Origin of the sequence: Streptomyces prunicolor, assembly GCF_045162825.1 — a bacterium.
Classification (GTDB): Bacteria; Actinomycetota; Actinomycetes; order Streptomycetales; family Streptomycetaceae; genus Streptomyces; species Streptomyces prunicolor.
The window spans coordinates 6,682,225-6,708,609 of sequence record NZ_CP108676.1 but is presented as its reverse complement, the minus strand read 5'-3'; the positions used below and the strand labels follow the sequence as shown (position 1 = coordinate 6,708,609).

24 protein-coding genes and 1 riboswitch are annotated in these 26,385 nt (G+C 70.6%); of the genes, 11 read left to right on the top strand and 13 right to left on the bottom strand.

From position 1 onward, the window contains the following. Window positions 1–16: 16 nt before the first annotated feature. The 3 genes from OG588_RS30905 to OG588_RS30895 all read right to left on the bottom strand — a co-directional run bounded on the left by OG588_RS30905 (window position 17) and on the right by OG588_RS30895 (window position 3,275). Window positions 17–1,573 (bottom strand): ABC transporter substrate-binding protein, encoded by a 1,557-nt coding sequence (locus OG588_RS30905; RefSeq protein ID WP_405950122.1) that lies wholly within the window; start codon window positions 1,571–1,573, stop codon window positions 17–19. Between the two features lie 195 nt (window positions 1,574–1,768). Next, window positions 1,769–3,031 (bottom strand): metallophosphoesterase, encoded by a 1,263-nt coding sequence (locus OG588_RS30900; RefSeq protein WP_405950121.1) that lies wholly within the window; start codon window positions 3,029–3,031, stop codon window positions 1,769–1,771. Between the two features lie 4 nt (window positions 3,032–3,035). After that, on the bottom strand, window positions 3,036–3,275 hold the full coding sequence (locus OG588_RS30895) for an SCO4848 family membrane protein (RefSeq protein WP_405950120.1): 240 nt from the start codon (window positions 3,273–3,275) through the stop codon (window positions 3,036–3,038). 91 nt (window positions 3,276–3,366) lie between these two features. Between OG588_RS30895 and OG588_RS30890 the strand changes: the two genes are divergently transcribed. Then, window positions 3,367–4,707, top strand: a complete 1,341-nt coding sequence (locus tag OG588_RS30890) for a D-alanyl-D-alanine carboxypeptidase family protein (protein WP_405950119.1) — start codon at window positions 3,367–3,369, stop codon at window positions 4,705–4,707. Here OG588_RS30890 and OG588_RS30885 read toward each other — a convergent pair. Next, entirely contained in the window at window positions 4,655–5,605 is a 951-nt protein-coding gene (locus OG588_RS30885) for a YihY/virulence factor BrkB family protein (protein WP_405950118.1), read from the bottom strand. The two genes, OG588_RS30890 and OG588_RS30885, sit on opposite strands and share 53 nt — an antisense overlap. A gap of 160 nt (window positions 5,606–5,765) precedes the next feature. On the opposite strand from OG588_RS30885, the gene OG588_RS30880 reads away from it, so the two are divergent. Next, window positions 5,766–6,509 carry a decaprenylphospho-beta-D-erythro-pentofuranosid-2-ulose 2-reductase gene (locus OG588_RS30880; protein WP_405950117.1) on the top strand — a complete coding sequence of 248 codons (744 nt, stop codon included), beginning with the start codon at window positions 5,766–5,768 and terminating at the stop codon, window positions 6,507–6,509. Between the two features lie 21 nt (window positions 6,510–6,530). Here the strand turns inward: OG588_RS30880 and OG588_RS30875 are convergent, their stop codons facing one another. Together OG588_RS30875 and trpS are read right to left on the bottom strand one after the other, a co-directional pair. Then, entirely contained in the window at window positions 6,531–7,109 is a 579-nt protein-coding gene (locus OG588_RS30875; RefSeq protein WP_405950116.1) for a 2'-5' RNA ligase family protein, read from the bottom strand. 185 nt (window positions 7,110–7,294) lie between these two features. Then, complete coding sequence (trpS, locus tag OG588_RS30870) at window positions 7,295–8,308, bottom strand: tryptophan--tRNA ligase (protein WP_405950115.1); 1,014 nt, start codon at window positions 8,306–8,308, stop codon at window positions 7,295–7,297. A gap of 100 nt (window positions 8,309–8,408) precedes the next feature. On the opposite strand from trpS, the gene OG588_RS30865 reads away from it, so the two are divergent. The 4 genes from OG588_RS30865 (at window position 8,409) to OG588_RS30850 (ending at window position 11,735) form a co-directional block, all read left to right on the top strand. Further along, window positions 8,409–9,011 carry an RNA polymerase sigma factor gene (locus tag OG588_RS30865; RefSeq protein ID WP_405950114.1) on the top strand — a complete coding sequence of 201 codons (603 nt, stop codon included), beginning with the start codon at window positions 8,409–8,411 and terminating at the stop codon, window positions 9,009–9,011. After that, complete coding sequence (locus OG588_RS30860) at window positions 8,998–9,888, top strand: hypothetical protein (protein WP_405950113.1); 891 nt, start codon at window positions 8,998–9,000, stop codon at window positions 9,886–9,888. Before OG588_RS30865 ends, OG588_RS30860 begins: the two co-directional genes overlap by 14 nt. A 313-nt stretch (window positions 9,889–10,201) precedes the next feature. Beyond that, window positions 10,202–10,924, top strand: a complete 723-nt coding sequence (locus OG588_RS30855) for a hypothetical protein (protein WP_405950112.1) — start codon at window positions 10,202–10,204, stop codon at window positions 10,922–10,924. 58 nt (window positions 10,925–10,982) lie between these two features. Then, the gene (locus tag OG588_RS30850) at window positions 10,983–11,735 is read left to right on the top strand and encodes a hypothetical protein (protein WP_405950111.1); all 753 of its coding nucleotides are present in this window, start codon (window positions 10,983–10,985) and stop codon (window positions 11,733–11,735) included. Window positions 11,736–11,775: 40 nt separating this feature from the next. Here OG588_RS30850 and OG588_RS30845 read toward each other — a convergent pair whose 3' ends face one another. Continuing rightward, a complete protein-coding gene (locus OG588_RS30845; protein ID WP_405950110.1) occupies window positions 11,776–13,239 on the bottom strand; it encodes a glycine hydroxymethyltransferase in 1,464 nt (487 codons plus the stop codon). A 31-nt stretch (window positions 13,240–13,270) separates the two neighbouring features. Next, window positions 13,271–13,360, bottom strand: a riboswitch (ZMP/ZTP riboswitch). A 91-nt stretch (window positions 13,361–13,451) separates the two neighbouring features. Between OG588_RS30845 and rocD the strand changes: the two genes are divergently transcribed. Next, the gene (gene rocD, locus OG588_RS30840; RefSeq protein ID WP_405950109.1) at window positions 13,452–14,681 is read left to right on the top strand and encodes an ornithine--oxo-acid transaminase; all 1,230 of its coding nucleotides are present in this window, start codon (window positions 13,452–13,454) and stop codon (window positions 14,679–14,681) included. 191 nt (window positions 14,682–14,872) lie between these two features. Continuing rightward, entirely contained in the window at window positions 14,873–15,709 is an 837-nt protein-coding gene (locus OG588_RS30835; RefSeq protein ID WP_405953249.1) for a hypothetical protein, read from the top strand. Window positions 15,710–15,917: 208 nt separating this feature from the next. Here the strand turns inward: OG588_RS30835 and OG588_RS30830 are convergent, their stop codons facing one another. Next, a complete protein-coding gene (locus tag OG588_RS30830; protein ID WP_405950108.1) occupies window positions 15,918–17,327 on the bottom strand; it encodes a PLP-dependent aminotransferase family protein in 1,410 nt (469 codons plus the stop codon). A gap of 47 nt (window positions 17,328–17,374) precedes the next feature. Between OG588_RS30830 and OG588_RS30825 the strand changes: the two genes are divergently transcribed. Genes OG588_RS30825 through OG588_RS30815 form a run of 3 tightly spaced genes read left to right on the top strand, consistent with a single transcriptional unit; the run spans window position 17,375 to window position 19,034 of the window. Next, window positions 17,375–17,872 carry a carboxymuconolactone decarboxylase family protein gene (locus tag OG588_RS30825; protein ID WP_405950107.1) on the top strand — a complete coding sequence of 166 codons (498 nt, stop codon included), beginning with the start codon at window positions 17,375–17,377 and terminating at the stop codon, window positions 17,870–17,872. Further along, on the top strand, window positions 17,869–18,315 hold the full coding sequence (locus OG588_RS30820) for a carboxymuconolactone decarboxylase family protein (protein ID WP_405950106.1): 447 nt from the start codon (window positions 17,869–17,871) through the stop codon (window positions 18,313–18,315). Before OG588_RS30825 ends, OG588_RS30820 begins: the two co-directional genes overlap by 4 nt. After that, window positions 18,312–19,034, top strand: coding sequence for an isocitrate lyase/phosphoenolpyruvate mutase family protein (locus OG588_RS30815; protein WP_405950105.1), 723 nt, complete (start codon window positions 18,312–18,314; stop codon window positions 19,032–19,034). The genes OG588_RS30820 and OG588_RS30815 overlap by 4 nt, the downstream gene beginning before the upstream one ends. A 34-nt stretch (window positions 19,035–19,068) precedes the next feature. Here the strand turns inward: OG588_RS30815 and OG588_RS30810 are convergent, their stop codons facing one another. From OG588_RS30810 to OG588_RS30790, 5 genes are all read right to left on the bottom strand, one after another. Then, entirely contained in the window at window positions 19,069–20,025 is a 957-nt protein-coding gene (locus OG588_RS30810) for an ABC transporter substrate-binding protein (RefSeq protein ID WP_405950104.1), read from the bottom strand. A 1-nt stretch (window position 20,026) separates the two neighbouring features. Further along, window positions 20,027–21,982: an ABC transporter permease gene (locus OG588_RS30805; RefSeq protein ID WP_405950103.1), complete on the bottom strand. Its 1,956-nt coding sequence runs from the start codon at window positions 21,980–21,982 to the stop codon at window positions 20,027–20,029. Continuing rightward, window positions 21,982–23,049: a glycine betaine/L-proline ABC transporter ATP-binding protein gene (locus OG588_RS30800; protein ID WP_405953248.1), complete on the bottom strand. Its 1,068-nt coding sequence runs from the start codon at window positions 23,047–23,049 to the stop codon at window positions 21,982–21,984. Before OG588_RS30800 ends, OG588_RS30805 begins: the two co-directional genes overlap by 1 nt. 59 nt (window positions 23,050–23,108) lie before the next feature. Further along, entirely contained in the window at window positions 23,109–24,650 is a 1,542-nt protein-coding gene (locus OG588_RS30795; protein WP_405950102.1) for a GMC family oxidoreductase, read from the bottom strand. A gap of 63 nt (window positions 24,651–24,713) precedes the next feature. Continuing rightward, entirely contained in the window at window positions 24,714–26,240 is a 1,527-nt protein-coding gene (locus OG588_RS30790; RefSeq protein WP_366095426.1) for an aldehyde dehydrogenase family protein, read from the bottom strand. Window positions 26,241–26,385 lie beyond the last annotated feature (145 nt).

Sequence of the window (26,385 nt, the reverse complement as noted above, 5' to 3'; positions counted from 1 at the left end):
TCAGCGCCCAAAGGCGTCAGATCCAGTCCAGCGCCCACAGCCGGAACACGCCGGTGCCGTCCGTGAGGTAGGAGATGCCGCCGACGTCCTCGCTGCTCACGACGTACTCCTTGCGCTGCCACAGCGGGATCAGCGGCACGTCCGCGGCCACGTCCGACTGGAGGTCGCGGAAGTCGGCGTCGACGCGGCTGCGGTCGGCGAACTTCTGGCTGTTGAGGATCAGTTGGTCGACGATGTTGTTGCTGTAGCCGGTGTTCATGGTGGAACCGGTGCCGACCAGCGGGGAGCCGAAGGTGTCCGGGTCGGGGTAGTCGGCGACCCAGCCGACGGCGTACGCGTCCAGCTTGCCGGTCGCCCAGCGCTTCTGGAAGTCGGTCCACTCGTAGCCCTTGACGTCCACCTTGAAGAGCCCGCTCGCCTCCAGCTGCTTCTTCAGCTCGGCGGCCTCCTCCTTGCCGGCCCCGTGCCCGATGCCGTACCCGTAGGTGAAGTGGACCGGGAGCGAGACGTCGGCCTCTTCGAGGAGTGCCTTCGCCTTCTTGGCGCTCTGGGAGGGGTAGTCGTCGAAGAAGGACGTGGTGTGGCCGACGATGCCGGCCGGGATCAGCGAGTACAGCGGGTCGACCGTGTCGTCGTACACCGTGGCGGCCAGCTGTTCGCGGTTGATCAGCCAGGCCATGGCCCGCCGCACGAGGACGTCGTGCAGGGGCGTGCCCTTACGGGTGTTGAGGTACAGGTTGCGGGTCTCGGAGCTGTCCGCCTCCGACACGCGCTGGTTCGGGTCGCTCGCGGAGAGCCCGGAGAGCATCTTCGGGGGCAACTGGCGGGTGGCCACCTGGACCTGCTTCGCCTGGTACGCCTTCTGCAACGCGTCCGAGTCGGCGTAGTACCGCAGCTCGATCGGGCTCCCGGTGTTCTTGACGGCACCCTTGTAGTGGCTGTTCGGCGAAAGGACCGCCTTCTTGTCCTTCGTATACGTGGACAGGGTGTACGGCCCGGTGCCGTCGACCCGGAAGCCGTTGCGCGGGGCGTCCTTCGGGTACTTGCTGCTGTCGACGATCGCACCGGCGCCGGTGGCCACCTTGAACGGGAACGTGGCGTCCGGCGACGACAGATGGAAGGTGACGGTCATCCCGGAGGCGTCGACCGAGCGGAGCGTGGAGAGCAACGATGCCGGACCCACATCCGAGTTGATCTTCTTGACCCGGTCGAAGGAGAACTTCACGTCCTCGGCGGTCATCGCGCGCCCGCTGGGGAAGGTGAGCCCCTCACGCACCGTACAGCGGTACGTCGTCAGCCCGCCGCCCACGAACGCGCAGCTCTTGGCCGCGTCCGGCACGGGTGTCGTACCGCCCGAGTCGAACGTCATCAGCGTCTGGAAGACGTTGCTGTACAGCGCCCAGGAACCAGCGTCGTACGCGGCGGCCGGGTCGAGGGACGTGACAGCGTCCGTCGTCCCGACCGTGATCGTCTTGCCCTTGCTCCCGTCCGAGGGCAGCAACTGCCAGCCCCCGACTCCCACGGCCGCCAGAACCAGCAGCGTCGCGAGAATCCGTATGCGAACCGACCGCATCGGTGTGCCCTCCCAAGGACCCTCCCGGGCCCCTCACATACGCCACTCCCCTAGTGGCGCGGATCACCTAACCACAGGAGTTTCACCCGGGGGAAGAGGGTTCTGCCGAGATGAGAAAGAACTTACCGACGGGTGTTAATTGCCCGTTTCACAGGCGACTCTCAGCCAGTACGCAGACTCGCCCGCCGCCACCAACTAGGCCTGCTTCGAAGCCAGTTCGACGACCGTGATGTCCGAAGGGGCTCCCACCCGCGTCGGCGGTCCCCACGCCCCCGCACCCCTGCTGACGTACAGCTCGGTGTCGCCGTAGCGCTCCAGACCCGCGACCGTCGGATTGGCCGCCGCCGCGATGAAGTTGCCGGGCCACAACTGGCCGCCGTGCGTGTGCCCGGAGAGCTGGAGGTCGACGCCGTGCTTCACGGCCTCGTGGATCTGCACGGGCTGGTGCGCGAGCAGCACGCACGCGCGCGTGGTGTCACGATCACCGAGCGCCTTCCCGAAGTCGGGGCCCTGGCCCTCGCTCTCGCCCTGGAGGTCGTTGACCCCGGCGAGATCGAAGCCGGGGAGTTCGGTGCGGGCGTTCTCCAGGGTGTGGATACCGAGCGTGCGGACCTCTTCCAGCCACTCTTCGGCGCCGGAGAAGTACTCGTGATTACCCGTGACGAAGAACGACCCGTGGCGCGCCCGCAGTTGAGCCAACGGTGCCGCCGCCGGTCCCAGGTTCTTGACGCTGCCGTCCACCAGGTCGCCCACGACCGCGATCAGATCGGGCTGCGTCGAGTTGATCGTGTCGACGACCCTCTGCGCGAAACCCCGCCCCAGGACCGGCCCCAGGTGGATGTCGCTGACGACCGCGATCCTGAACCCGTGCGCGGAGCGCGGCAGCTTGGCCAGCGGCACGGTGATCCGCTTGACGCTCGGCCCGCGCAGGACGCCATAGGTGCCGTAGCCGACGGTCCCGACGGCCGCGGCGGCGGCCGCACCCCCGACGACCCGGGAGACGAAGAGACGGCGCGAGGGAACGGCGAGCGGAGCACTCCTCCGCGGCGGTTCAGGCGCCGCCTCAGCGGCCGCATCGGGGACGGTCGCGAAGGCCGGGGCCTCGTGCTCTTCTACGCCCTCCTCGGCCCGCCCACGCCGTTCGAGGAACCGGCGCAGCAGCGGCCGTAGCAGCTCACCCGCGAGGACGGCCAGCAGCAGGTAGATCGCCAGGGCCATCCACAGGAAGCCGGGCCAGCCCAGGGTGCGCTGGAGCCAGAAGGGGGCGCCGCCGCGTTCGGCGGCCAGGGCCGCGATCATCAGCACCGGGCCGGCGATCAGTACGGCCGTGCCGGTGACGCGGGCGGGGCCCCACGCGCGCGTGGTGTCGCGGACGAGGCGGCGCCAGACGTACCAGTGCGCCCCTCCGAGGACGGCGACCGTGACCAGGACGACGAGAGCGATGACGACGATGGCCACTTCTTTATGAAGTCCCGCGCAGTGCGCGCAGTCCACGCAACCCGAGGCCCCCGATGACCGTCCCCAATACGAAGGAGACGATGGCGAGGGTCAGGTGCACCCAGAAGTACGCCGTCGGGTGGCCGTCGTCGAAGGCCAGTCCGCTGCTGTCCGCTACCAGGTTTTTGACGAAAGTGACCCAGATGACCCAGCTCCACACCCCGAAGGCGAGCAGGAACCAGGAGACGGGGCGGCTGAGCTTCATGAGTCCAGTATCGCCGTCGTCCCCGGGGGCCCGTGTCCGGGGTGGGGCCGGTGACGGGACTTCGGGTCCCTGGGCATGTACGTTCTCGTCCGTGCCCGCTCCACTGCAGACCACCAGGCGATCCCTGTTGGTGCTTTCCGCCGCCCTGTCGTCCCTCGCGCTCACCGCGCCCGTCGCCCTCGCGGCCCCGAGTCCGACACCGACTCCCACCACGAGTGCGACCGCGACCACGACTCCGAGTCCGTCGGCCAGTTCGTCGGTGACTCCTACGGCCACTCCCCCGGCGAACATGTCGTCGGTGGGCGGTACCCGGCTCGCCATGGCGGGGACGCAGGTCAATCTGACGGCCGGTGTCCCGGTGCTGCCGAAGGACGTGACCGCGCGGTCGTGGATCGTGAGCAACGCCGAGTCGGGCGCGGTGCTCGCCGCGCACAACGCGCACTGGCGGCTGCCTCCGGCGAGCACCCTGAAGATGCTGTTCGCGGACACCGTGCTGCCGAAGTTCCCGAAGACGACCGAGCACAAGGTCGTCGCGTCCGACCTGGCCGGCATGGGCGCCGGTTCCAGCCTGGTCGGGATAAAGGAGGGCGAGAGCTACACGGTCCACGATCTGTGGCTCGGTGTCTTCCTGCGCTCCGGCAACGACGCGGTGCACGTCCTGTCGCACATGTACGGGGGCGTCGACAAGACCGTCGCGGACATGAACGCGCACGCCCAGGACCTCCAGGCGCTGGACACGCGCGTGGTGACGCCGGACGGCTACGACGAGCCGGGGCAGGTCTCGTCGGCGTACGACCTGACGCTGTTCGCGCGCTCCGGGCTGCAGAAGAAGGACTTCCGGGAGTACTGCTCGACGGTGAGCACGAAGTTCCCGGGCGAGACCACGAAGGTGAAGGGCAAGTCGGTCCGCGGGACGTTCGAGATCCGGAACACCAACCGGCTGCTGAGCGGTGACTCGGACGTCTCGGTGTACCCGGGCATCGCGGGCGTCAAGAACGGCAACACCACCAACGCGGGCGCGACCTTCACCGGCGTCGCCGAGCGCAACGGCAAGGTGCTGCTGGTGACGGTCATGAACCCGGAGAAGGACGAGCACAACGAGGTCTACAAGGAGGCCGCGAAGATCCTCGACTGGGGCTTCCAGGCGGATGGGAAGGTGCAGCCGGTGGGTGAGCTGGTCGCGCCCAAGAACGTCCCTCAGGCGAGCGCACAGCCGGGTGCTACGGCCACCGGGGAGGCGGGGGGCGACACGGCCGCGAAGACGTCCGCGACGTCCGCCGCCTCGGCTTCGGAGGAGGAAGACGCTTCCGGCGGGGTCGGGATCGCGCTCGCGATCGTCGGCGGGCTGCTGGTGCTGCTCGCCGGCGGTGTCTTCCTGGTCAACCGGCGCTGGCCGCTGCCGGATCTGGTCCGCCGTCGCCCTCGTCCCTGACCTTGGGGTTCTCGGTCTCGTCGGCCGGGTCGTAGTCGTCGTCGTCCTCGGGCTTGCTGGGCGTCGCCGTCCAGGCCGCGCAGAACAGGACCAGCTTCGAGGTGAAGTTCATCCACAGCAGCAGCGCCACGGGGACGCCGAACGCGCCGTACATGCTCTTCGCGGCGACGCCCTGGATGTAGCCGCTGAGGAGCAGCTTCAGCAGTTCGAAGCCGACCGCGCCGATCAGCGCGGCCACGAAGAGCCGGCGGCGCGGGGGGTCGACGCCGGGCAGCAGGGTCAGGACGTACAGCAGGAGCAGGAAGTCGACGAACACGGCGACGGCGAACGCGGCGATACGCAGCAGGATCCCGCCCCAGCCGCCCTCCACCAGGCCCAGTTCGCCGCTGATCCAGTCGACCAGGGCGGAGGCGACCGTGGAGATGGCGATCGTCGCGAGGACGGCGCCGCCCAGGCCGATCAGCACCCCGGTGTCGATGAGTTTGCGCAGGAGGGGGTTCTCGTCGCGGTCGGGCAGCTCCCATACCGCGCGGAGGCACTCCCGCATCGAGCCGACCCAGCCGATGCCGGTGAACAGCAGGACGGCACCGGCGATGAGACCGATGGTGCCCGCGTTGTCCACCAGGGAACCGATGTTGAGCTGGTCGGAGATGCCGGGGACCTGCTCGGCGATCTTGTCCTGGAGTTCGTGCTGCTGATCGGTGCTCAGGGTGGCGGCGGCGATCGCGGCGGCCACGGTCAGCAGCGGGAACAGCGCGATGAAGCTGATGAACGTCATCGCGGCGGCCAGCTGCGACCATTTCACCCGGTCCAGCCGCTCGTACGACCGCCACGCGTGCGTGAGCATCAGGCGCGCCACCAGCGGCCCGATGAGGGGGAGCTTCTTCAGCCAGTCCATGATCCGATTCTGCCCTCGTCCGGGGAGACCGATGTGCGAGTACCCCGCAAACACGCGCGCGTGCCGTCATGGTCAGCGGCATCCGATTAATCGCCCATTCCAGGGAGGGCGTCGACGCCGCACGACCAACCGCCCATAAGCGGGCGATACGGTCACCGGCATGCGTCCTCCACAGTCCCTCCTCGTCCTCGGCGGTACGTCCCGGATCGCGCTGGCCACCGCCCGCCGGCTGATCGCCCGCCGCACCCGCACGGTGTGGCTGGCGGGCCGACCGTCGCCCTCCCTGGAGAGTGCCGCTTCGGAACTGCGCGCCCTGGGGGCCGAGGTTCACACCGTCGCCTTCGACGCGCTCGCCCCCGACTCCCACGAGACCGTGCTCGGCAAGGTCTTCGCGGAGGGGGACATCGACATGGTGCTGCTCGCCTTCGGCGTCCTCGGCGACCAGGCGCGGGACGAGCGCGATCCGGCCGCCGCGGTGCGGGTCGCACGGACCAACTACATCGGTGCCGTCTCCTCCGGACTGATCGCCGCGCGGGCGTTGCAGACCCAGGGACACGGCTCCCTGGTGGTGCTCTCCTCGGTCGCCGGCGAGCGGGCCCGCCGCGCGAACTTCATCTACGGCTCCAGCAAGGCGGGCCTGGACACCTTCACCCAGGGGCTGGGCGACGCGCTGCACGGCACGGGCGTGCACGTCATGGTCGTACGACCGGGGTTCCTCCGGTCGAGGACCATGGCCGACCCGAAGGCGGCCTCGCTCACCACCACCCCCGAAGCCGTCGCCACAGCCATCGAACTGGGCCTGCGCCGCGGCTCGGAGACGGTGTGGGTACCGGGGACGCTGCGCGTGGCTACGTCGGCGCTACGACACCTGCCACGGGGGCTGTTCCGGCGGCTGACGGTCTGACCGCGCCTGAACGGCTGCCTACTAGTGGCTGGGGATCGTGCCGCGCTCTGTGTGGGCCGCCTGGGGCGGTACGACGGCCGCGCCGAAGGCGAACTCGCGGAGCTTGCGCCAGACGCCGTCGGCGCCCTGTTCGTAGAGCGCGAAGCCGGTGCACGACCACTCCGCGCGGTAGTCGGCCAGCGCTTCGAAGGCGCGGTCCATCAACTCGTCGTCGATGCCGTGCGCCACGGTGACGTGCGGGTGGTACGGGAAGTGCAGCTCGCGCGCCATCGGCCCCGAGTCGTGGCGGATCTGCTTCTGCAGCCAGGTGCAGGCCGAGCCGCCCTCGACCACCTGGACGTAGACGACCGGGGACAGCGGCCGGAAGGTCCCGGTGCCGGACAGCCGCATCGGGAAGGGGCGCCCGGCGGCGGCGACATCGACCAGGTGGGCCTCGACCGCGCGCAGTTGTGAGGCGTCCACCTCGGTCGGCGGCAACAGCGTGACGTGTGTGGGGATGCCGTGCGCCGCGGCGTCTCCGAAGCCCGCGCGCCGCTCCTGGAGCAGGCTGCCGTGAGGCTCCGGGACCGCGATCGACACGCCGATCGTTACGGTCCCCACGTCGTCTCCTGTCGTCCTGTCGGTGGTCGTGATGGTGGTCCTGATGGTGAGCTGGGTGGCCACGCGCGCGGCCACCCGGCTATCGACTGTACGGCCACACCTGAGTTGTGGGCAGGCGCAACCGTAGTGATGTGCAGCGCTCTGTCCAGTGGTACGCGGTCGGTACTCGGGTGCGGTCGCGCGCTTCAGTGCTTGGCGGGCAGGAAGCCGACCCGGTCGTACGCCTGGGCGAGGGTCTCGGCCGCGACGGCTCGCGCCTTCTCCGCGCCCTTGGCCAGGATCGAGTCGAGCGTCTCAGGGTCGTCCAGATACTGCTGGGTGCGGTCCTTGAAGGGGGTCACGAACTCGACCATGACCTCGGCGAGGTCCGTCTTGAGCGCACCGTAGCCCTTGCCCTCGTACCTCTGCTCCAGTTCCGGGATTCCGGTGCCGGTGAGGGTCGAGTAGATGGTGAGCAGGTTGCTGACACCCGGCTTGTGCTCCGCGTCGTAGCGGATCACGGTGTCGGTGTCGGTGACCGCGCTCTTGACCTTCTTGGCGGTCGCCTTCGGGTCGTCGAGGAGGTTGATGAGGCCCTTCGGAGTCGACGCCGACTTGCTCATCTTGCTCGACGGGTCCTGAAGGTCGTAGATCTTCGCCGTCTCCTTGAGGATGTACGGCCTCGGGATCGTGAAGGTCTCGCCGAAGCGGCCGTTGAAGCGCTCGGCGAGGTCGCGGGTCAGCTCGATGTGCTGGCGCTGGTCCTCGCCGACCGGCACCTCGTGCGCCTGGTACAGCAGAATGTCGGCGACCTGGAGGATCGGGTACGTGAACAGGCCGACGCTGGCGCGGTCGGCGCCCTGCTTGGCGGACTTGTCCTTGAACTGGGTCATGCGGGACGCCTCGCCGAAGCCGGTCAGGCAGTTCATGACCCAGGCGAGCTGGGCGTGCTCGGGGACGTGGCTCTGGACGAAGAGCGTGCAACGGTCCGGGTCGAGACCGGCGGCCAGCAGCTGCGCGGTGGCGAGGCGGGTGTTGGCACGCAGGTCCGCCGGGTCCTGCGGGACCGTGATCGCGTGCAGGTCCACGACCATGTAGAACGCGTCGTGGGACTCCTGCAGGGCCACCCACTGGCGCACGGCGCCGAGGTAGTTGCCGAGGTGGAACGAGCCTGCGGTGGGCTGGATTCCGGAGAGCACGCGGGGTCGGTCAGAGGCCATGTTCACCATTCTCTCAGGTCTCGGGGACCGGTCCGGAACTGGTTCGGAAGAGATGTGACACGGGTGGGAACCGATCCGGCTCGGGCGGTGTACCAGATGTGTGAAGACGCGGGAGGGGGGCCGCATCGTCGATGAGGCCGCGGTGATCGCACGCGTACGCGCCGGAGAGCCGGAGGCGTACGCGGAGCTGGTGCGGGCCCACACGGGCATCGCACTCAGGGCGGCCGCGGCACTCGGGGCGGGTGCGGACGCGGAGGACGTGGTGCAGCAGGCCTTCGTCAAGGCGTACGGCGCGCTGGGCAGGTTCCGGGACGGTGCGGCGTTCAAGCCGTGGCTGCTGTCGATCGTCGCCAATGAGACGAGGAACACAGTGCGTACGGCGGCGCGTCAGCGCACGCTCGCCGACCGGGAGGCGGCGTTCGCGGAGGCCGAGCCGTTGATACCGGAATCGGCGGACCCGGCGGTCGCCACGCTGGAGACGGAGCGCCGCGCGGCCCTGCTGTCCGCCCTGGAGCAGCTGAGCGAGGAGCACCGCCTGGTCGTGACCTACCGCTATCTCCTGGACATGGACGAACCGGACACGGCCCAGACCCTGGGCTGGCCACGCGGCACGGTGAAGTCCCGGCTGAACCGCGCGTTGAAGAAACTCGGCCGATTGCTGCCGGATTTCCGGCCTCGGGAAGGAGGTGATGAGCGTGAGTGACGGACGGGAGTCGCACGAGGGTGCCCCTCAACTGCCGGACGAGTTGCGGGCGTTGGGGCGTGCGCTGGACGCGCGGCGCGGTGGCGGGGGCGAGGCCGGCGGGTCCGAGTCGATGGTCGAGCGGGTGCTGGCTCAGATACTGGCCGAGCAGATCCCGGTCCCCGTCCAGGAGGCCGGGCCGTCCGGGATCCGGGCGCGACTGCGCGCCGTCCGACGCTGGACGCGGATGCGTCGGCGGGCACTGGTGGCGGCCCTGTGCGGTCTGCTGACGGTGCTCGTGCTCACGCCTCCGGTGCGGGCGGCGGTCTTCGACTGGTTCGGCTTCGGCGGGGTCGAGGTGCGGTACGACCCGTCGGCGGTGCCCTCGGCCGGGGCCGAGGTGCCGGGGTGCGGGCGGTCGGTGACGCTGGCGCAGGCCCGTGAGCGTGCGGGGTTCGAGCCGCTGGTGCCGGACGCGTTGGGCGTTCCGGACGCGGTGACGGTGACCGGCGAGCCGCAGGGCCGCTTCCTGGTGAGCCTGTGCTGGCGGGAGGGCGGGCACACGGTCCGGGTCGACGAGTATCCGGCGCGACTGGACCCCGGCTTCGTGAAGACGGTGCGCGAGCCGCCGGAGTGGTTGTCGCTGGGCGGGACGGTCTCGCCGGACGGTGTGCAGGACCCGGCGCTGTGGTTCGCGCGCCCGCATCTGCTGAGTTTCTGGCTGGTGGACACGGACGGGGACCGTTATACGCGGGAGGAGCGGACGGCGGGGCCGACGCTGCTGTGGACCCATGCGGTCGGTGGGGTTCCGGGCGGGGATCTGACGTTCCGTCTGGAGGGCGTGGGGTCGAAGGGGCGGGCCGTGGAGATCGCGAGGTCGCTCGATCGGCGGAGGTAAGGAAGGAGGGCGAGTGACGCGAGTGGCGCGACGGGGGTAGGTGGCGCAACCCGTATGAGAAGTGCGAGTAGTTCAAGCAGTGCGGGCGGGGTGGGAACCCCGGCGGGCCGAGCGGTGTACCAGAAGTGACAGGCGGCTCGCGGGCGGGTCGTACGGGGATCGGCGGATGGGCTGGGTGGGGGTTCGGATGTCCGGAGGCTGGAGTGCGGGCGGGGCAGGCGGGAGTGCGAGCGAGGCTGGGAGGAGTGCGGGCCGGGCAGGGAAGAGCGCGGGCGGGGTTCGTGAACTGGCCGCTCTGAGTGGGGCGTTGGCGATGACGCTGGCCCTGATGGTGTGGGGTGCGTCGGACGCGGCGGCGGGCGGGCCGACGAGCGTGCTCGTGACGTCGCCGGAGAGCGGGCAGGCCAGGGGGCTGTACTACTCGGACGAACAGTACGGAAAACTCCAGCAGTTGCTCGGGCCCGAGGGCAAGGGCACGCGCGACAAGCCGCCCGAGGCCGATCTGGTCCACGCCCACCAGATCAACGTCACCTGGCTGGCGCACGACATATCGCCCTGGCGGATCGACCGGGTCTTTCCGGTCGAGTCCCGGCCGCAGGCGGTCTGGATCCACACGGCGGCCGATGTCCCGGAGAACACGAACCTGAACGGCTATTGGCACCGGGCCGAGCAACCCGCCCAACTGTGCGCCCTCTTCAAGAAGTTGGGCGTGCTGGGCAAGAGCACGGGTGACGGTTACTCCGGCATCTTCCCGGCGCCTTGGGAGCCGACCGAGCCCGCTCCGGCCACGGTCGCACCTGACTCCGACACGGGGACGGGGACGGGGACAGTAACGGGGCCAGGGGCGGGGACCACCACGGTGCGGGCCTCCCTGCCGGACAAGGGGCATGGCACCGACTGGTGGTGGGCGATACCGGGTGCGGCGGCCGGAGCGGTACTGGCACTGGGTCTGCGGCCGTTCGTCGCGCGGCTGCCGCTGGACCGGTGGCGAAAGGGTCGGGAGCCGGGGCCGAGGCAGGAGTTGCGGGACGTGTGAGGGGCGGAGGAGACGAGGACGGACGGAAGGGATGCAGGGGATGGACGGAGGGGGACGCATGGAACGTGGCAGGGGACGGGCGAGGTTGCGGGGCCTGCGTCTCGTGGCGGGGCCGGTGTTGATGGCTCTCGCCGGGGTGGCTCAGACCCACGCCCAGGCCCTCGGGACGGATCGGGCGTGGCCCCCGGCCATGGAGCAGGCTCAGGACCAGGCTCAGGACCCGCTCCGGGACATCCCGGATCTGGCGCTGGTCGTGACGGGTGACTCGGGCCGGACGGAGACGTGGCGCTCCGGGCAGTCGTCGTTCGCCCGCCTGTGGACGTTGTTGCAGCCGACCTACACGGGGACGGGGCGGGTGTCGCGGGAATGGGATGCCGGCCGGTATCCGGAGGTGCGGATCACCGTGGTGTGGGAGCTGACCGGCGTCGGGGGCTGGCCTTGGACGAGTCGGGCTCCGGGTGGTGATGTGGCGGTGGAGCGGGAGGACCAGTTGTTCGTGACCGCCGACGGCACACCGTGGGTGCGGACGGATCCGGCTCCGGAGGTGGCGGACGACGACATCCGCTGGCATCGGGCGCCGCGCGCGGTCTTCTCGCAGATGGAGCGGGCGGGGGTGCTCGGCGGAACCGACGCCGCCGGCAAGGCAGTTGGGGGTGGGGCCGGCTCTGCGGACCTTGCCGGACGTGCCTGGTGGGCGGTGGCGGGGGTGGCTGTCGGGGTCGGCGGCACGCTGCTGATACGTCGCGCGGCGGCCCGGGGTGAGGCCGGACCGCCGCGCGAGGAACCACGACAGGAACTCATCGATCTGTGAGAGTCGCCGATCTTTGACAACTCAAGAGCGTGAGCGTGGGTCAGCCGAGGTCGATCTCCGGGTACAGCGGGAAGCCGGCGACGAGGTCGGTGGCGCGGTGGGAGATCTCGTCCGCGATCTTCGGGTCGAGGATGTGCTGGGCCTTGGACGGCGCGCCCTTGCTGGTGGTGCCGGGCTCCGTGGTGGTGAGGACGCGGTCGATGAGGCCGGCGACCTCGTCCATCTCGGCGGTGCCCAGGCCGCGGGTGGTGAGGGCGGGGGTGCCGATGCGGATGCCGGAGGTGTACCAGGCGCCGTTCGGGTCGGCGGGGATGGCGTTGCGGTTGGTGACGATGCCCGAGTCGAGCAGGGCGGCCTCGGCCTGGCGGCCGGTGAGGCCGTAGGAGGAGGCGACGTCGATCAGGTTCAGGTGGTTGTCGGTGCCGCCGGTGACGAGGGTGGCGCCGCGCCGCATCAGGCCGTCGGCCAGCGCGCGGGAGTTGTCGACGATGCGCTGGGCGTAGTCCTGGAAGGAGGGCTGCCTGGCCTCGGCGAGGGCGACGGCCTTGGCGGCCATGACGTGCGGGAGCGGGCCGCCGAGGACCATCGGGCAGCCGCGGTCGACTTGATCCTTGAGGGAGTCGTCGCACAGGACCATGCCGCCGCGCGGGCCGCGCAGGGACTTGTGGGTGGTGGTCGTCACGATCTGCGCGTGCGGAACCGGGTCGAAGTCGCCGGTCAGCACCTTGCCCGCGACCAGGCCGGCGAAGTGCGCCATGTCGACCATCAGGGTCGCCCCGACCTCGTCGGCGATCTCGCGCATGATGCGGAAGTTCACCAGGCGGGGGTAGGCGGAGTAGCCGCCGACGATGATCAGCGGCTTGAACTCGCGGGCAGAGGCGCGCAGGGCCTCGTAGTCGATGAGGCCGGTGACGGGGTCGGTGCCGTAGGAGCGCTGGTCGAACATCTTGCCGGAGATGTTGGGGCGGAAGCCGTGGGTGAGGTGGCCGCCGGCGTCCAGGGACATGCCGAGCATGCGCTGGTTGCCGAAGGCCTGGCGGAGTTCTGCCCAGTCGGCGTCGGAGAGGTCGTTGACCTGGCGGACGCCCGCCTTCGCGAGGGCCGGGACCTCGACGCGGTCGGCGAGGACCGACCAGAAGGCGACGAGGTTGGCGTCGATGCCGGAGTGCGGCTGGACGTAGGCGTGGCGGGCGCCGAAGAGTTCGCGCGCGTGCTCGGCGGCGAGGGACTCGACGGTGTCGACGTTGCGACAGCCGGCGTAGAAGCGGCGGCCGATGGTGCCCTCGGCGTACTTGTCGCTGAACCAGTTGCCCATGGCCAGGAGGGTGGCCGGGGAGGCGTAGTTCTCGGAGGCGATCAGCTTGAGCATCTCGCGCTGGTCGGCGACTTCCTGGCCGATGGCGTCGGCGACACGCGGCTCGACGGCACGGATCACATCGAGGGCGGCGCGGAAGGCGGTGGACTCGTTGGAGAGGGCGGAGAGAGGCACAGAATTGTCGGGCATGGGGACCTCCGGACGTGGCGTTCGGCGTTCTCGGTACGGCCCAGGCGCACGGCACACAGTCCAGCTCGGGCCGCTCCCCGATGGTCGGTCCCATCCCAGCGCGCCAGTCACGGCCCATCGGTCAGCCTACCGGGCGGGCCGGACGGTGCGGCTCCCGCGTCCACCATGCGGGCGAAGATAGGAAAGGGGCACCCTCACCCCCGGGAGACGCCGTGACCAGTACGGAAGCCAGCAACGAAGCCGGTACGGAAGCCCTCATCGCCGCCGCCGAGGCGCACACCGCGCACAACTACCACCCGCTTCCGGTGGTCGTCGCCACCGCCGACGGGGCGTGGATGACGGATGTGGAGGGGCGGCGCTATCTGGACTTGCTCGCCGGGTACTCGGCGCTGAACTTCGGGCACGGCAACCCTCGGCTGATCGCGGCGGCGCAGGCGCAGTTGGAGCGGGTGACTCTCACCTCGCGGGCGTTCCATCACGACCGGTTCGGCGCGTTCTGCGAGCAGTTGGCCGAGCTGTGCGGCATGGAGCTGGTGCTGCCGATGAACACGGGCGCGGAGGCGGTGGAGACCGCGCTGAAGACGGCCCGGAAGTGGGGGTACCGGGTCAAGGGCGTGCCCGAAGGCCGGGCGAAGATCGTCGTGGCGGGCAACAACTTCCACGGCCGTACGACGATGATCGTCAGCTTCTCGACCGACCCGGAGGCGCGGGCGGACTTCGGGCCGTACACGCCGGGCTTCGAGATCGTGCCGTACGGAGATCTCACCGCGATGCGGGCGGCGGTCAGTGAGAACACGGTGGCCGTGCTGTTGGAGCCGATCCAGGGTGAGGCGGGGGTGCTGGTGCCGCCGGCCGGATATCTGGCGGGGGTGCGGGAGTTGACGCGGGAGCGGAACGTGCTCTTCATCGCGGATGAGATCCAGTCGGGGCTCGGGCGGACGGGGTGGACGTTCGCGTGCGAGCACGAGGCGGTGGTGCCCGACATGTATGTGCTCGGGAAGGCGCTGGGCGGTGGGGTGGTGCCGGTGTCGGCGGTGGTGTCGAGTGCGGAGGTGCTGGGCGTGTTCCGGCCCGGGGAGCACGGGTCGACGTTCGGCGGGAATCCGCTGGCGTGCGCGGTGGCGCTGGAGGTGATCGCGATGCTGCGGTCGGGCGAGTACCAGGCGCGGGCCGCGGAGCTCGGGAAGCATCTGCACCGGGAATTGCGGCAGTTGACGGACACCGGGCGGGTGACGGCGGTGCGTGGGCGAGGGCTGTGGGCGGGGGTCGACATCGCGCCGGCGGTCGGGACGGGGCGGGAGGTCTCGGAGCGGCTGTTGGACCGGGGTGTTCTGGTGAAGGACACCCATGGTTCTACGATCCGGATCGCGCCGCCGCTGATGATCAGCCGGGAGGACCTGGACTGGGGGTTGGGTCAACTCCGGGTGGTTTTGGGGGTGTAGGGCGCGGGGCCTCGGACCGGGGGCCTGGAGTCTGGGCCTGCGTCTGTGGCCTCGGACCTGGGCCTGGACTCTGGGGCCCGAACTCTGGGGCCTGGGTGCTCGTCCGGGGATCTCCAGAGATCGGTGAGAGGGTCCGCCCGGGAGGGCCGGGGCGATCTCATCTCCCCTACAGTCACTTTGTGCTCTTTGGAATGGTGTGCGCGCTCGGCGCGGCGGTCTGCTTCGGTACGGCGACGGTGTTGCAGGCGGTCGCCGCCCGGGCGGCCTCGACGGGTGGGGGCGGGGACGCGGCGCTGTTGCTGCGGGCGCTGCGGCAGTGGCGGTATCTGGCGGGGCTGGGGTTGGACGGTCTGGGGTTCGTGTTCCAGATCGCGGCGCTGCGGTCGTTGCCCATCTACGCGGTCGGAGCGGCCCTGGCGTCGAGCCTCGCGGTGACGGCGGTGGTGGCCGCGCGGTTGCTGGGAGTTCGGCTCCGCGGGACGGAGTGGGCGGCCGTCGGGGTGGTCTGCGCGGGGCTGGCGATGCTGGGACTGGCGTCCGGGGCGGAGGGGCACCGGGACGGGTCCATGGCCTTGAAGTGGGCGATGTTGGGGACGGCGGTGGCGGTGTTGCTGCTCGGGTTGGTCGGGGGGCGACTGCCGGAGCGGGGGCGGGCGTTGACGTTGGGGTTGGGGGCGGGGTTCGGGTTCGGGGTCGTCGAGGTGGCGGTCCGCTTGATCGACTCGCTGTCGCCCTCGACGCTGGTGAGCAATCCGGCGACGTACGCCCTGCTTGTCGGTGGGGGTGCGGCGTTCTTGTTGCTGACGACGGCGTTGCAGCGGGGGTCTGTGACGACGGCGACGGCGGGGCTTGTGATCGGGGAGACGCTCGGGCCGGCGGCGGTGGGGGTGGTGTGGCTCGGGGACCGTACGCGGGACGGGTTGGAGTGGCTGGCTGTGCTGGGGTTTTTGGTGGCGGTGGCAGGGGCGTTGGCACTGGCGCGGTTCGGAGAGGCGCCGGCGGTGGATCGTGCGGGTGAGCCCGGGTGACCGTCTCCGGGGGCTGCGCCCCCAGACCCCCGCTTCGGCCCTGAAGGGGCCTCGTCCTCAAACGCCGGACGGGCTGGAGGGTGTCGGCCTGCGTTGGAGAGGCGCCGGACGGGCTGATTTTGCGGGCCCGCGTTGAAACGGCAGACGGGATGATTTTGCCTACCCGCATCGAGAGGTGCGGTCCCGATGAAAGACCCTCAGAACACCCTCACGGCAGCACCCGGCACAACGCCTCCACCGCCCCCGCCCACGCATGGTCCGGCGGGGTGCCGTAACCCACCACCAGGGCGTCCAAGGCGGCAGCCACGGCGTGTTCGTGGCGGTAGAAAGACAGGGTGTGGAGGGCGAGGCCCTGCCAGGCGGCGGCCTGGACCACGGACTGTTCGGTGCCGGGCGGGAGGCTGAGGACGGCGTGGAAGCCGGCCGCGATGCCGGTGGCGTGGACGTCGGGGGCGTGCTGGGCGAGGGCGTCGACCAGGGTGTCCCGGCGGCGGCGGTAGCGCAGGCGGGCGGCGCGGACGTGGCGGTCGTAGGCGCCGGAGGTGATGAATTCGGCGAGGGTCAGTTGGTCCAGGACGCCGCAGGTGTCGATATCGCCCTTCGCCTTCGCGACCTCCTCGATCAGTGAGGGGGGCAGGACCATCCAGGCCAGGCGGAGGCCGGGGGCGAGGGACTTGCTGGCGGTGCCGAGGTAGACGACGTGGTTCGGGTCGAGTCCCTGGAGGGCGCCGATCGGCTGGCGGTCGTAGCGGAACTCCCCGTCGTAGTCGTCCTCCAGGACCAGGGCGCCGGTGCGCCGGGCCCAGTCGACGACGGCGGAGCGGCGGTCGTGGTGGAGGGGGACGCCCATGGGGAACTGGTGAGCGGGGGTGAGCAGGACCGCCGGTTCGTCCGTCAACTGTGCCGGGTTCGTGCCCAGTTGGTCGAAGGGGAGCGGGCGGGTGCGCAGGCCGGCCTCGTCGAGGATCTGCCAGTGCGCGGTCAGGCCGTAGGACTCCACCGCGATCGTGTGGGCGCCGCGGGTCCGCAGGACGGCGCCGAGGAGGCGCAGGCCGCTGGAGATGCCCGCGCTGATCAGGATGTGCTCGGGGTCGGCGCGTACGCCTCGGGCGCGGGAGAGGTAGGCGGCGAGGGCGGTGCGCAGTTCGATACGGCCGCGTGGGTCGCCGTAGCCGAGGGCCTGGTAGGGGGCGGAGGTGAGGGCGCGGCGGGCGGCCTTGAGCCACTCGATGCGGGGGAACGCGGCGAGGTCGGGGGTGCCGGGGACAAGGTCGTAGGCGGGGCGGCCGCGGAGGCGGCGGGGTGGGGTGGTGTCCGTGGGCGGGACGACGGCGCGCTCGGCGACGCGGGTGCCGGAGCCCTGGCGGGCGGTGAGCCAGCCCTCGGCGACCAGGTCGGCGTAGGCGTCGGCGACCGTGTTGCGGGCGATGCCGAGGTCGGCGGCGAGGGAGCGGGAGGAGGGCAGCCGGGTGCCGGGGGCGAGGCGGCCGGTGCGGACGGCGTCGCGCAGCGCGTCCGTGAGGCCTCGGCGGACGCCTGTGCTGGTGCCGGTGCCTGTTTGCGTGCCGGTTGGATCGAGGTGCAGGTCTACGCCCAGAGTGGCCCAAGATTTCGCCATGGAAATGGACCATACTCCTGGGCTGCCTGACTTCTAGAGTCGAGGACATGACCACAGCACACGAAGCTCCTTACGCCCCCGAACACAGCCCCCGCCTGGACTGGGCCAAGCACGCACCCGAGGTCTACAAGGCGATGGTCCGGCTCGACGCCGCCGCCCGTCGGGGCCTCGACCCGACGCTGCTGGAACTGGTGAAGATCCGCGCCTCGCAGCTCAACCACTGCGCGTTCTGCCTCGACATGCACACCAAGGACGCGCTCGCGGCGGGCGAGAGCGTGGAGCGGATCATTCAGCTCGGCGCGTGGGAGGAGTCGCGGCACTTCTACACCGAGAAGGAGCTGGCGGCGATCGAGCTGACCGAGGCGGTCACCGTGATCACGGACGGCTTTGTGCCGGACGAGGTGTACGAGCGGGCGGCCGAGCACTTCGAGGAGGCCGAGCTGGCGCAGCTGATCGCCGCGATCACAGTGATCAACGCGTGGAACCGGTTCGGAGTGAGCACGCGGATGGTGCCGGGGCACTACAAGCCGGGCCAGCACAAGTGACCGCGCGGACACGGCTGTTGGACCGTGAGGTCGGGCGGGCGCTGTCGTCGGTGAGCGCCGCCGCGAAGAGGGGGCTGGGCGATCCCGCGCTCGCCGAGCTCGTTGTGATCCGGGCCTCGCAGCTCAACCACTGCGCGTTCTGCCTGGACATGCATCTGGCCGCCGCCCGTGAACTCGGGGTGAGTGAACGGCAGTTGGACATGGTGGCTGCCTGGGAGGAGGCCGAGGGTGTCTTCGACGAGCGGGAGCGGGCCGCGCTCGCGCTGACCGAGGCGGTCACCGTGCTGACGGAGGGATTCGTGCCGGATCAGGTGTACGCGAGAGCCGCCGCGCACTTCGACGAGGGCCGACTCGCCCATCTCATCGGGCTGATCACCGCCATCAACAACTGGAACCGGGTGATGGTCAGCCGTCGTATCGAACCCGGGGGTTATCCGTCTTGAGTGGAGTCGAGGTCTTTCGGAGTCTGCATCGGCGGCGGCTGCCCGGTGATCCGCTGGTGCTGCCCGGGCCCTGGGACGCGGCCAGTGCGCGGGTGTTCGTGGAGGCCGGGTTCGCGGCGCTCGCCACGCCCAGTGCCGGGGTCGCCGCCTCGCTCGGGTACGAGGACGGGGCTGTGCCGGCGGACGAGATGTTCGCGGCGGTCGCGCGGATCGTACGGGCCGTGGATGTGCCGGTGTCGGCGGATGTCGAGGGCGGGTACGGGCTCGCGCCGAAGGAGCTGGTGGAGCGGCTGCTGGAGACGGGGGCGGTGGGGTGCAACCTGGAGGACTCCGAGGGTGGGGTGCTCAAGGATCCGCGTCAGCACGCTGATTGGCTGGCGGAGGTGCGGGCGGTGGCGGCGGAGCGGTTGTTCGTCAACGCGCGGATCGACACCTTCCTGCACGGTGACGGGAACCCCGAACGGGCCATTGAGCGGGCCGCGTTGTACGTCGCGGCGGGTGCCGACTGTGTGTATCCGATCATGGCTCCGGCTGGTGTGCTGCCGTTGCTGCGGTCCGGTATTCAGGGGCCGGTCAACGCGCTCGGGCGGCTGGACGGCGAGGGCCCCTCGCCCACCGCACTCGGTGAACTCGGGGCCACACGCGTCACGTTCGGGGCAGGACTCCAGCACTGGGCGGCACGCGCACTCCAGGGGAGGGCCGCCGAGCTGAAGCCGTGAACGGTGAACCGTGAACCGTGAAGGGGAAGCAGGGTCAGGAAAGCCAGGCCTTCCAGGTGGCGGGATGGTTGTCCACCCACTTCTTCGCCGCGTCGGCCGGGGACATTTTCTGGTCGGCGATCATCAGGGAGACCTCGTTCTGGTCCTCGGTCGTCCACTTGAACTTCTTCAGGAAGGCCGCCGCCTTGCCGCCGCGCTGGGCGAAGTCCGTGTTGAGGTACTTCTGCAGCGGGGTGTGGGGGTAGGCGCAGGCGACCTTGTCGGCGTCGGCGTCGCAACCCTCCTTGTAGGCGGGGAGTTCGACCTCCGTCATGGGGACCTTCTTGAAGAGCCACTGGGGTGCGTACCAGTAGGTGAGGAAGGGCTTCTTCTCCTTGGCGAACTGCTTCATCTGGGTGATCTGCGCGGCCTCCGAACCGGCGAACACCACTTGGTAGTCGAGCTTCAGGTTCGTCACCAGGGCCTTGTCGTTGGTGACGTAGGAGGGCGAGCCGTCCATCAACTGGCCCTTGCTGCCGCTCTCGGCGGTGCGGAACAGCGAGGAGTACTTGTTGAGGTTCTTCCAGTTCGTGATGTCGGGGTGCTGCTTGACCAGGTAGGTCGGGACGTACCAGCCGATGTGGCCGGTGACCCCGAGGCCGCCCGCGCGCGTGATCGTCTTCTTGTCGTCGACGTAGCGCTTCTCCTGGTCGGGGTGGCCCCAGTCCTCCAGGATCGCGTCGACCCGGCCCTGGCTCAGCGCGTCCCACGCGGGGACCTCGTCGACCTGGACGGTGTCGACGCGGTAGCCGAGCTTGTGCTCCAACAGGTACTGCGCGACAGCCACGTTGGCCTGTGCGCCGACCCAGGACTGGACGGAGAGGGTCACGGTCTTGGCGCCCTGCGCGTTGGCGAAGGGCGAGGCCTGCTTGGTCATGTCGGCGGCGCCACAGCCCGAGAGCAGGGCGAGGGACGTCGCCGCGGCCACCGAATAAGCCGTACGAACTCGCATGTCACGCTCCCTTCTTGGTGCGACGTTCCGTCGGTTGGGTCACCCGGTCGAGCATCAGGCCGAGGCAGACGATCGCGGCGCCGGCGACCAGGCCGGTCGCCAAGTCGCCCTGGGCCAGGCCGAATACGGCGTCGTAGCCGAGGGCGCCGCCGCCGACCAGGCCGCCGATGATGACGACGGCCAGGACGAGGACCACGCCCTGGTTGACGGCGAGGAGCAACGCCGGGCGGGCGAGCGGGAGTTGGATCTGCCGTAGCTGCTGGGCGCTGGTCGCGCCGAGTGAGCGGGCCGACTCCAGGGCGGCCGGGTCGACCTGGCGCAGGCCCTGGGTGGTGATGCGGACGACGGCGGGGAGGGCATAGACGACGGCCGCCGCCACGGCCGGTGCGCGGCCTACGCCGAACAGGGCGACGACCGGGATCAGGTACACGAACTGCGGCATCGTCTGGCAGACGTCGAGGACGGGGCGCAGGGCGCGTTCGACGCGGTCGCTGCGGGCGGCGGCGATGCCGGTCGCGAAGCCGAGGACGAGGGTGACGGCCACGGCGGCCAGCACCTGCGACAGGGTGTCGAGGGACGGCTTCCACACACCGAGTACGCCGATCGCGGCCATGGCGAGGACGGCGGTGAGCGCGGTGCGCCAGGTGCCGATCACCCAGGCGAGGGCGGCGACGATCAGCAGCACCGACCACCAGGGCAGCCACTGCAGACCGTCGCGTACGGGGTCCAGGACCCAGGTGGTGAAGTGGCCGGCCCAGTCGGCGGTGCCGCCGAGGTAGGGGACGCCGGAGTAGAGGTGGGCGGTCATCCAGTCGACGACGCGGTTCACCGGTTCGGCGATACCCAGGGTCCAGCCGGAGGGCCAGTCCAGGGCGCCGGCGAGCCGGGCCACCACTGCTACGGCCACGGTGGCGCCGAGCGCGTACAGCCACGGGCGGAGAGTCGACCCCGGTTCACCTGCGGACGCGTCGGACTGTTCGCCCGCCGCCGCGGTGACGCGGTCCAGTACGACGGCCAGGAGCACGATCGGGATGCCGGCGGCCAGAGCCGCGCCGACGTCCACGGAGGCGAGCGCCTGGTAGACGCGGTCGCCGAGGCCTCCGGCGCCGATGACGGAGGCGATGACGGCCATGGAGAGGGCCATCATGATCGTCTGGTTGAGGCCGAGGAGGAGCTGCTTGCGGGCCAGCGGGAGCCGTGCGGTCAACAGGCGTTGGCGTCCGGTGGCGCCCAGGGAGTCGACGGCTTCCAGGACCTCCGGGTCGGCGTTGCGCAGGCCGAGCGTGGTGAGGCGGGCCATGGGCGGGGCGGCGTAGACGACGGTGGCGAGGACGGCGGCGGGGACGCCGATGCCGAAGACCAGAACGACGGGGAGGAGGTAGGCGAAGGCCGGAAGCACCTGCATGGTGTCCAGGACGGGGCGCAGTGCGCGGTCCGTGCGCTCGGAGAGGCCGCCGGCCAGGCCGAGCAGGGCGCCCACGACGACCGAGGTGAGCACCGCGACCACCATCAGGGCGAGGGTCTGCATGGTCGGGACCCACATGCCGAGCAGTCCGCAGGCGAGGAAGGCGACGCCGGTCCCGATCGCGAGCCGTATGCCCGCCACCCGCCAGGCGACGAGGGCGCCGAACGCGGTGACGCCCGCCCAGCCCGCGGCGAGCAGGACCAGGTAGACGGCGCGTACGGAGAGGACGACGGCGTTGCTGATGTAGCCGAAGAAGTAGAGGAACAGCGGGGAGCTGTCGCGGTTGTCGATGATCCAGTCGTTGGCCCGGCCCAGCGGACCGGACAGGTCGACGGTGAGGGCGTGCGGCCAACTCCCGCTGGACCAGTGCGCGTTGGCGAGCGGCACGAGGATCGCGGCGGCGAGCGCGAGCAGCAGGAGTTTGTGCGCGGCCCGGTGCCGGAGGACGCCGGGGAGGGCGAGGCGGGGGGCGGGTGCGGTGACCGTTGCCATCAGACCGCCCCCTTGCCGGTATCGGCGAGCTCCGCCCCCGCCACGACGTCCAGCAGCCGTGCGTGGTCGACCACGCCGAGACAGCGGCCGTCCTCCACGACACAGGCGGGCTTTCCGCTGCGGGACACGACCTTGATCGCCTCGGCGACGACCGCGTCGGCCGCGAGCGCACCGGGGTGCTCCTGGCCTCCGCAGTCCCCGGGCCGCATCGCCGTACGGACCGTCATGACGTCCGCGCGCGGGACGTCGCGCACGAACTCGCGGACGTAGTCGTCGGCCGGGGAGCCGACGATCTCCTCGGGGGTGCCGAGCTGGACGATGCGGCCGTCGCGCATCAGGGCGATGCGGTCGCCGAGCTTGAGCGCCTCGTTCAGGTCGTGGGTGATGAAGACCATCGTGCGGCCCTCCTCGCGGTGCAGCCGGATGACCTCCTCCTGCATGTCGCGCCGGATCAGCGGGTCGAGCGCGCTGAACGGCTCGTCGAACAGGAGGACTTGGGGGTCGACCGCCAACGCCCGGGCGAGGCCGACACGTTGGCGCTGACCGCCGGAGAGCTGGCCGGGGCGGCGCTGCTCCATGCCCTCCAGGCCGACCTTGGTGACGACCTCGGCGGCCCGGCGGCGGCGCTCGGCCTTGCCGATGCCCTGGATCTCCAGGCCGTAGGCGACGTTGTCGAGGACCGTGCGGTGCGGGAGGAGGCCGAAGTGCTGGAAGACCATCGCGGCGCGGTGGCGGCGGAGTTCGCGCAGCCGGGACTTGTCCATCGCGCGGACGTCCTCGCCGTCGATGGCGATGGTGCCGGCGGTGGGTTCGATGAGGCGGGTGAGGCAGCGGACCAGGGTGGACTTGCCGGAGCCGGACAGGCCCATCACCACGAAGACCTCGCCCTTGCGGACGTCGAAGGAGACGTCGCGGACGGCGGCGGTGCAGCTGGTGCGGGTGCGCAGGTCGGCGGCGTCGAGGGCGGTGAGTTCGGGGTCGGCGGGGACCTGGTCGGCCTTCGGACCGAAGACCTTCCAGAGGCCGTCCACCGAGAACACGGGGTTGCCGGAGGCGCCCGTGCTCATGCTCGTGGTCGCGGAACTGCCGGACGCGTCAAGGCCATTGGGTGTGCTGACGGTGCTCATCACGCACCACCTCCGATCAGGTCAACAGCCCTCTCGCCGACCATGAGCACCCCGATCATCGGGTTCACGGCGGGCATGGTCGGAAAGACGGAGGCATCGGCGATGCGGATGCCGTCCAGGCCTCGGACCCTCAACTCCGGGTCGACCACGGCCAGTTCGTCGGTGTCGGCACCCATGCGGCAGGTGCCGGCCGGGTGGTAGACGGTGTGGGCGACCTTGCGGGCGTACTCGCCGAGTTCCGCGTCGCCGAGGATCTCCGGGCCTGGGCACACCTCCCGCTTGAGCCAGCCGGCGAGGGGTTCGGTCTTCGCGATCTCGCGGGCGATGCGGATGCCGTCGACGAGGGTGCGGCCGTCGTAGTCGTCCTCGTCGGTGAAGTACCGGAAATCCAGGGCGGGTTTGACGGCCGGGTCGGCGCTCTCCAGGTACAGGCGGCCGCGGCTCTTCGGCTTGGGGATGTTCGGGGTCATGGAGACGCCGAACTCGGGGCGTTCGTAGCCGAGGCGCTCGGGGTTGTCGGTGAAGGGGACCTGGTAGAAGTGGAACATCAGGTCCGGGCCCGGGAGTTGGGGGTCGCGGCGCACGAACAGGCCCGCGTCGGAGTCCATCGCGGAGTTCTCCGGGATCGGCCCGTTCGTCTCCCAGACGATCACCGACTCGGGGTGGTCGAGGAGGTTCTCGCCGACGCCCGGGAGGTCGACGGCGACGGGGATGCCCAGCGCTTCGAGGTCCTTGCGGGGGCCGATGCCCGAGTGCAGGAGCAGCCGCGGGGAGTCGACGGCGCCGGCGCACAGGACGACCTCGCGGCGGGCGCGGACGAGGAGTTCCTCGCCGTCCTTGGTGCGGACGTGCACGCCTTCCGCGCGGGTGCCGTTCAGTTCCAGGCGGTGGGCCCACGTCTCAAGGAAAAGGGTGAGGTTGGGGCGCTCGTCCATCACCGGGTGCAGATACGCGACGGACGCGCTGGACCGCTTGTTGTTCTCGGGGTGGTAGGCGAGGTCGAAGAAGCCGACGCCGTCCGTGAACGGCGCCTTGTTGAAGCCCTCGACGCGCGGGACGTCGAGCGCCGCCTGGGCCGCGTCGACGAAGTCGCGGGCGATGGCGTTCCGGTCCTTCTCGTCGACGGGGACGATGTTGTTGAGGAGGCGGGCGTAGTACGCCTCCATCGAGATCGCGCCCCAGCCCTTCGCACCGGCCGCCTCCCACTCGTCCCAGTCGGAAGGCAGCGGCTTGAAGGCGATGAGGGTGTTGTGCGAGGAGCAGCCGCCGAGGACGCGGGCGCGGCTGTGCCGGATGTGGGAGTTGCCGCGCGGCTGCTCGGTGGTCGGGTAGTCGTAGTCCAGCTCGCCGCCGAGGAGGCCCATCCAGCGGCGCAGGGTCAGTACGTCCTCGCGGCCGACGTCGCTGGGGCCGCCTTCGATGACGGCGACGGTGACGTCGGGGTTCTCGGTGAGGCGGGAGGCGATGACGGAGCCTGCGGTGCCGCCGCCGATGACGACATAGTCGTACATGTGGTCGTTCATGTACTCGTTCTCAGGCATGGGGGTAGTCACTCCAGTCGGAAAGATCGAGGTGGGGGCTCGGCCCGCGAGGCGGCCGGAGGATCAGCCCGCGAACCAGCGCACCGGCTTCGGCGCCAGGTTCTGGTACACGTGCTTGGCCTCGCGGTACTCGGCGAGTCCGGCGGGGCCGAGTTCCCGGCCCACACCGCTCTTTCCGAAGCCGCCCCACTCCGCCTGCGGGAGGTAGGGGTGGAAGTCGTTGATCCAGACGGTGCCGTGCCGCAGCCGGCCGGCGACGCGGCGCGCGCGGCCCGCGTCGGCGGTCCAGACGGCGCCCGCGAGGCCGTACTCGGTGTCGTTGGCGAGCGCGACCGCCTCGTCCTCGGTGCGGAAGGTCTCGACGGTGAGAACCGGTCCGAAGACCTCCTCGCGTACGACGGTCATCTCGCGGTGGCACTGGTCGAGGACGGTCGGCTCGTAGAAGTAGCCGGTGGCGGGGCGGGCCGCGGTCGGCTCGGGGCGCTTGCCGCCGGAGCGCAGCACCGCGCCCTCGGCGAGTGCGGATGCGACGTACGACTCGGTCTTGGCGCGCTGCTGTTCGGAGACGAGCGGGCCGCACTCGACGCCGTCCTCGGTGCCGCGGCCCAGGCGGATCTTCTCGGCGCGGCGGGCGAGTTCGGCGACGAAGCGCTCGCGGACGGTCTCCTCGACGATGAGGCGGGCGCCCGCGGAGCAGACCTGGCCGCTGTGGATGAAGGCCGCGTTGAGGGCCTGGTCGACGGCGGTGTCGAAGCCCTCCTCGGTGGCGCAGGCGTCGGCGAAGACGACGTTGGGGTTCTTGCCGCCGAGTTCGAGGGCGACCTTCTTCACGGTCACGGCGGCGGCCTGGGCGACCTTCGTGCCGCTGATGAGGCCGCCGGTGAAGGAGACGAGGTCGACGTCGGGATGCTCGGCGAGCCGGGCGCCGACCGAGTGGCCGGGGCCGGTGACGATGTTGGCGACACCGGCCGGCAGCCCCGCCTCGACGAGCAGGTCGATCAGGGCGACCGTCGTCAGCGGGGTGATCTCGCTGGGCTTGACGACGAAGGTGTTGCCGGCCGCGAGGGCGGGCGCGATCTTCCAACTCGCCTGGAGCAGCGGGTAGTTCCAGGGGGTGATCAGCGCGCAGACGCCGACGGGCTCGTGCACGACGACACTGTGGACGTCAGGCGTGCCCGCGTCGACCACCCGGCCGGGGGCCTCGCCCGCGACGAGGTCGGCGAAGTAGCGGAAGGCGTCGGCGACACAGTCGATGTCGACGCGACCCTCCTCCACGGTCTTGCCCGCGTCGCGGCTCTCCAGCAGGCCCAGCTCTTCGCGGTCGCGCACGAGGAGGTCGGCGACGCGGCGCAGCAGGGCGGCGCGCTCGGTGACGGGGGTGCGCGGCCAGGCCCCCTGACCGCCGTCGAAGGCGGCGCGGGCGGCGGCGACGGCTATGTCCGTGTCCTTCTCGTCGCCCTCCGCGACCACGGCGAACGGCAGCGCGTCCGCGGGGTCGATGATCTCGCGCGTGGCGCCGGAGACCGCTTCCAGCCACTCGCCGCCCGCGTGGATGGTCTTCCCCGGCTGCTGTTCCGTGTTCTCGGCCATGATCGGTATTGCCTTCCGTTCCTGTTCAGCGTCCCAGCGTCACCTAACTGTCACTCTCGGGGACTGCGTGCGCCTGCCCGGGACGTCCGGATGCATGCGCAATCCATGGCCGAAAGTGGGCCGGGTCACTGAACAGGGGGACAAA

Excerpts from the sequence above, each read along its gene's own strand:
- OG588_RS30850 (WP_405950111.1), top strand. The coding sequence starts at position 10,983 with ATGGAACGTGGCAGGGGACGGGCGAGGTTGCGGGGCCTGCGTCTCGTG.
- trpS (WP_405950115.1), bottom strand. The coding sequence starts at position 8,308 with ATGGCCTCTGACCGACCCCGCGTGCTCTCCGGAATCCAGCCCACCGCA.
- OG588_RS30895 (WP_405950120.1), bottom strand. The coding sequence starts at position 3,275 with ATGAAGCTCAGCCGCCCCGTCTCCTGGTTCCTGCTCGCCTTCGGGGTG.
- OG588_RS30845 (WP_405950110.1), bottom strand. The coding sequence starts at position 13,239 with ATGCCCGACAATTCTGTGCCTCTCTCCGCCCTCTCCAACGAGTCCACC.
- OG588_RS30860 (WP_405950113.1), top strand. The coding sequence starts at position 8,998 with ATGAGCGTGAGTGACGGACGGGAGTCGCACGAGGGTGCCCCTCAACTG.
- OG588_RS30795 (WP_405950102.1), bottom strand. The coding sequence starts at position 24,650 with ATGCCTGAGAACGAGTACATGAACGACCACATGTACGACTATGTCGTC.
- OG588_RS30855 (WP_405950112.1), top strand. The coding sequence starts at position 10,202 with ATGACGCTGGCCCTGATGGTGTGGGGTGCGTCGGACGCGGCGGCGGGC.
- OG588_RS30805 (WP_405950103.1), bottom strand. The coding sequence starts at position 21,982 with ATGGCAACGGTCACCGCACCCGCCCCCCGCCTCGCCCTCCCCGGCGTC.
- OG588_RS30885 (WP_405950118.1), bottom strand. The coding sequence starts at position 5,605 with ATGGACTGGCTGAAGAAGCTCCCCCTCATCGGGCCGCTGGTGGCGCGC.
- OG588_RS30810 (WP_405950104.1), bottom strand. The coding sequence starts at position 20,025 with ATGCGAGTTCGTACGGCTTATTCGGTGGCCGCGGCGACGTCCCTCGCC.
- OG588_RS30835 (WP_405953249.1), top strand. The coding sequence starts at position 14,873 with ATGGTGTGCGCGCTCGGCGCGGCGGTCTGCTTCGGTACGGCGACGGTG.
- OG588_RS30905 (WP_405950122.1), bottom strand. The coding sequence starts at position 1,573 with ATGCGGTCGGTTCGCATACGGATTCTCGCGACGCTGCTGGTTCTGGCG.
- OG588_RS30830 (WP_405950108.1), bottom strand. The coding sequence starts at position 17,327 with ATGGCGAAATCTTGGGCCACTCTGGGCGTAGACCTGCACCTCGATCCA.
- OG588_RS30880 (WP_405950117.1), top strand. The coding sequence starts at position 5,766 with ATGCGTCCTCCACAGTCCCTCCTCGTCCTCGGCGGTACGTCCCGGATC.
- OG588_RS30800 (WP_405953248.1), bottom strand. The coding sequence starts at position 23,049 with ATGAGCACGGGCGCCTCCGGCAACCCCGTGTTCTCGGTGGACGGCCTC.
- OG588_RS30790 (WP_366095426.1), bottom strand. The coding sequence starts at position 26,240 with ATGGCCGAGAACACGGAACAGCAGCCGGGGAAGACCATCCACGCGGGC.
- OG588_RS30825 (WP_405950107.1), top strand. The coding sequence starts at position 17,375 with ATGACCACAGCACACGAAGCTCCTTACGCCCCCGAACACAGCCCCCGC.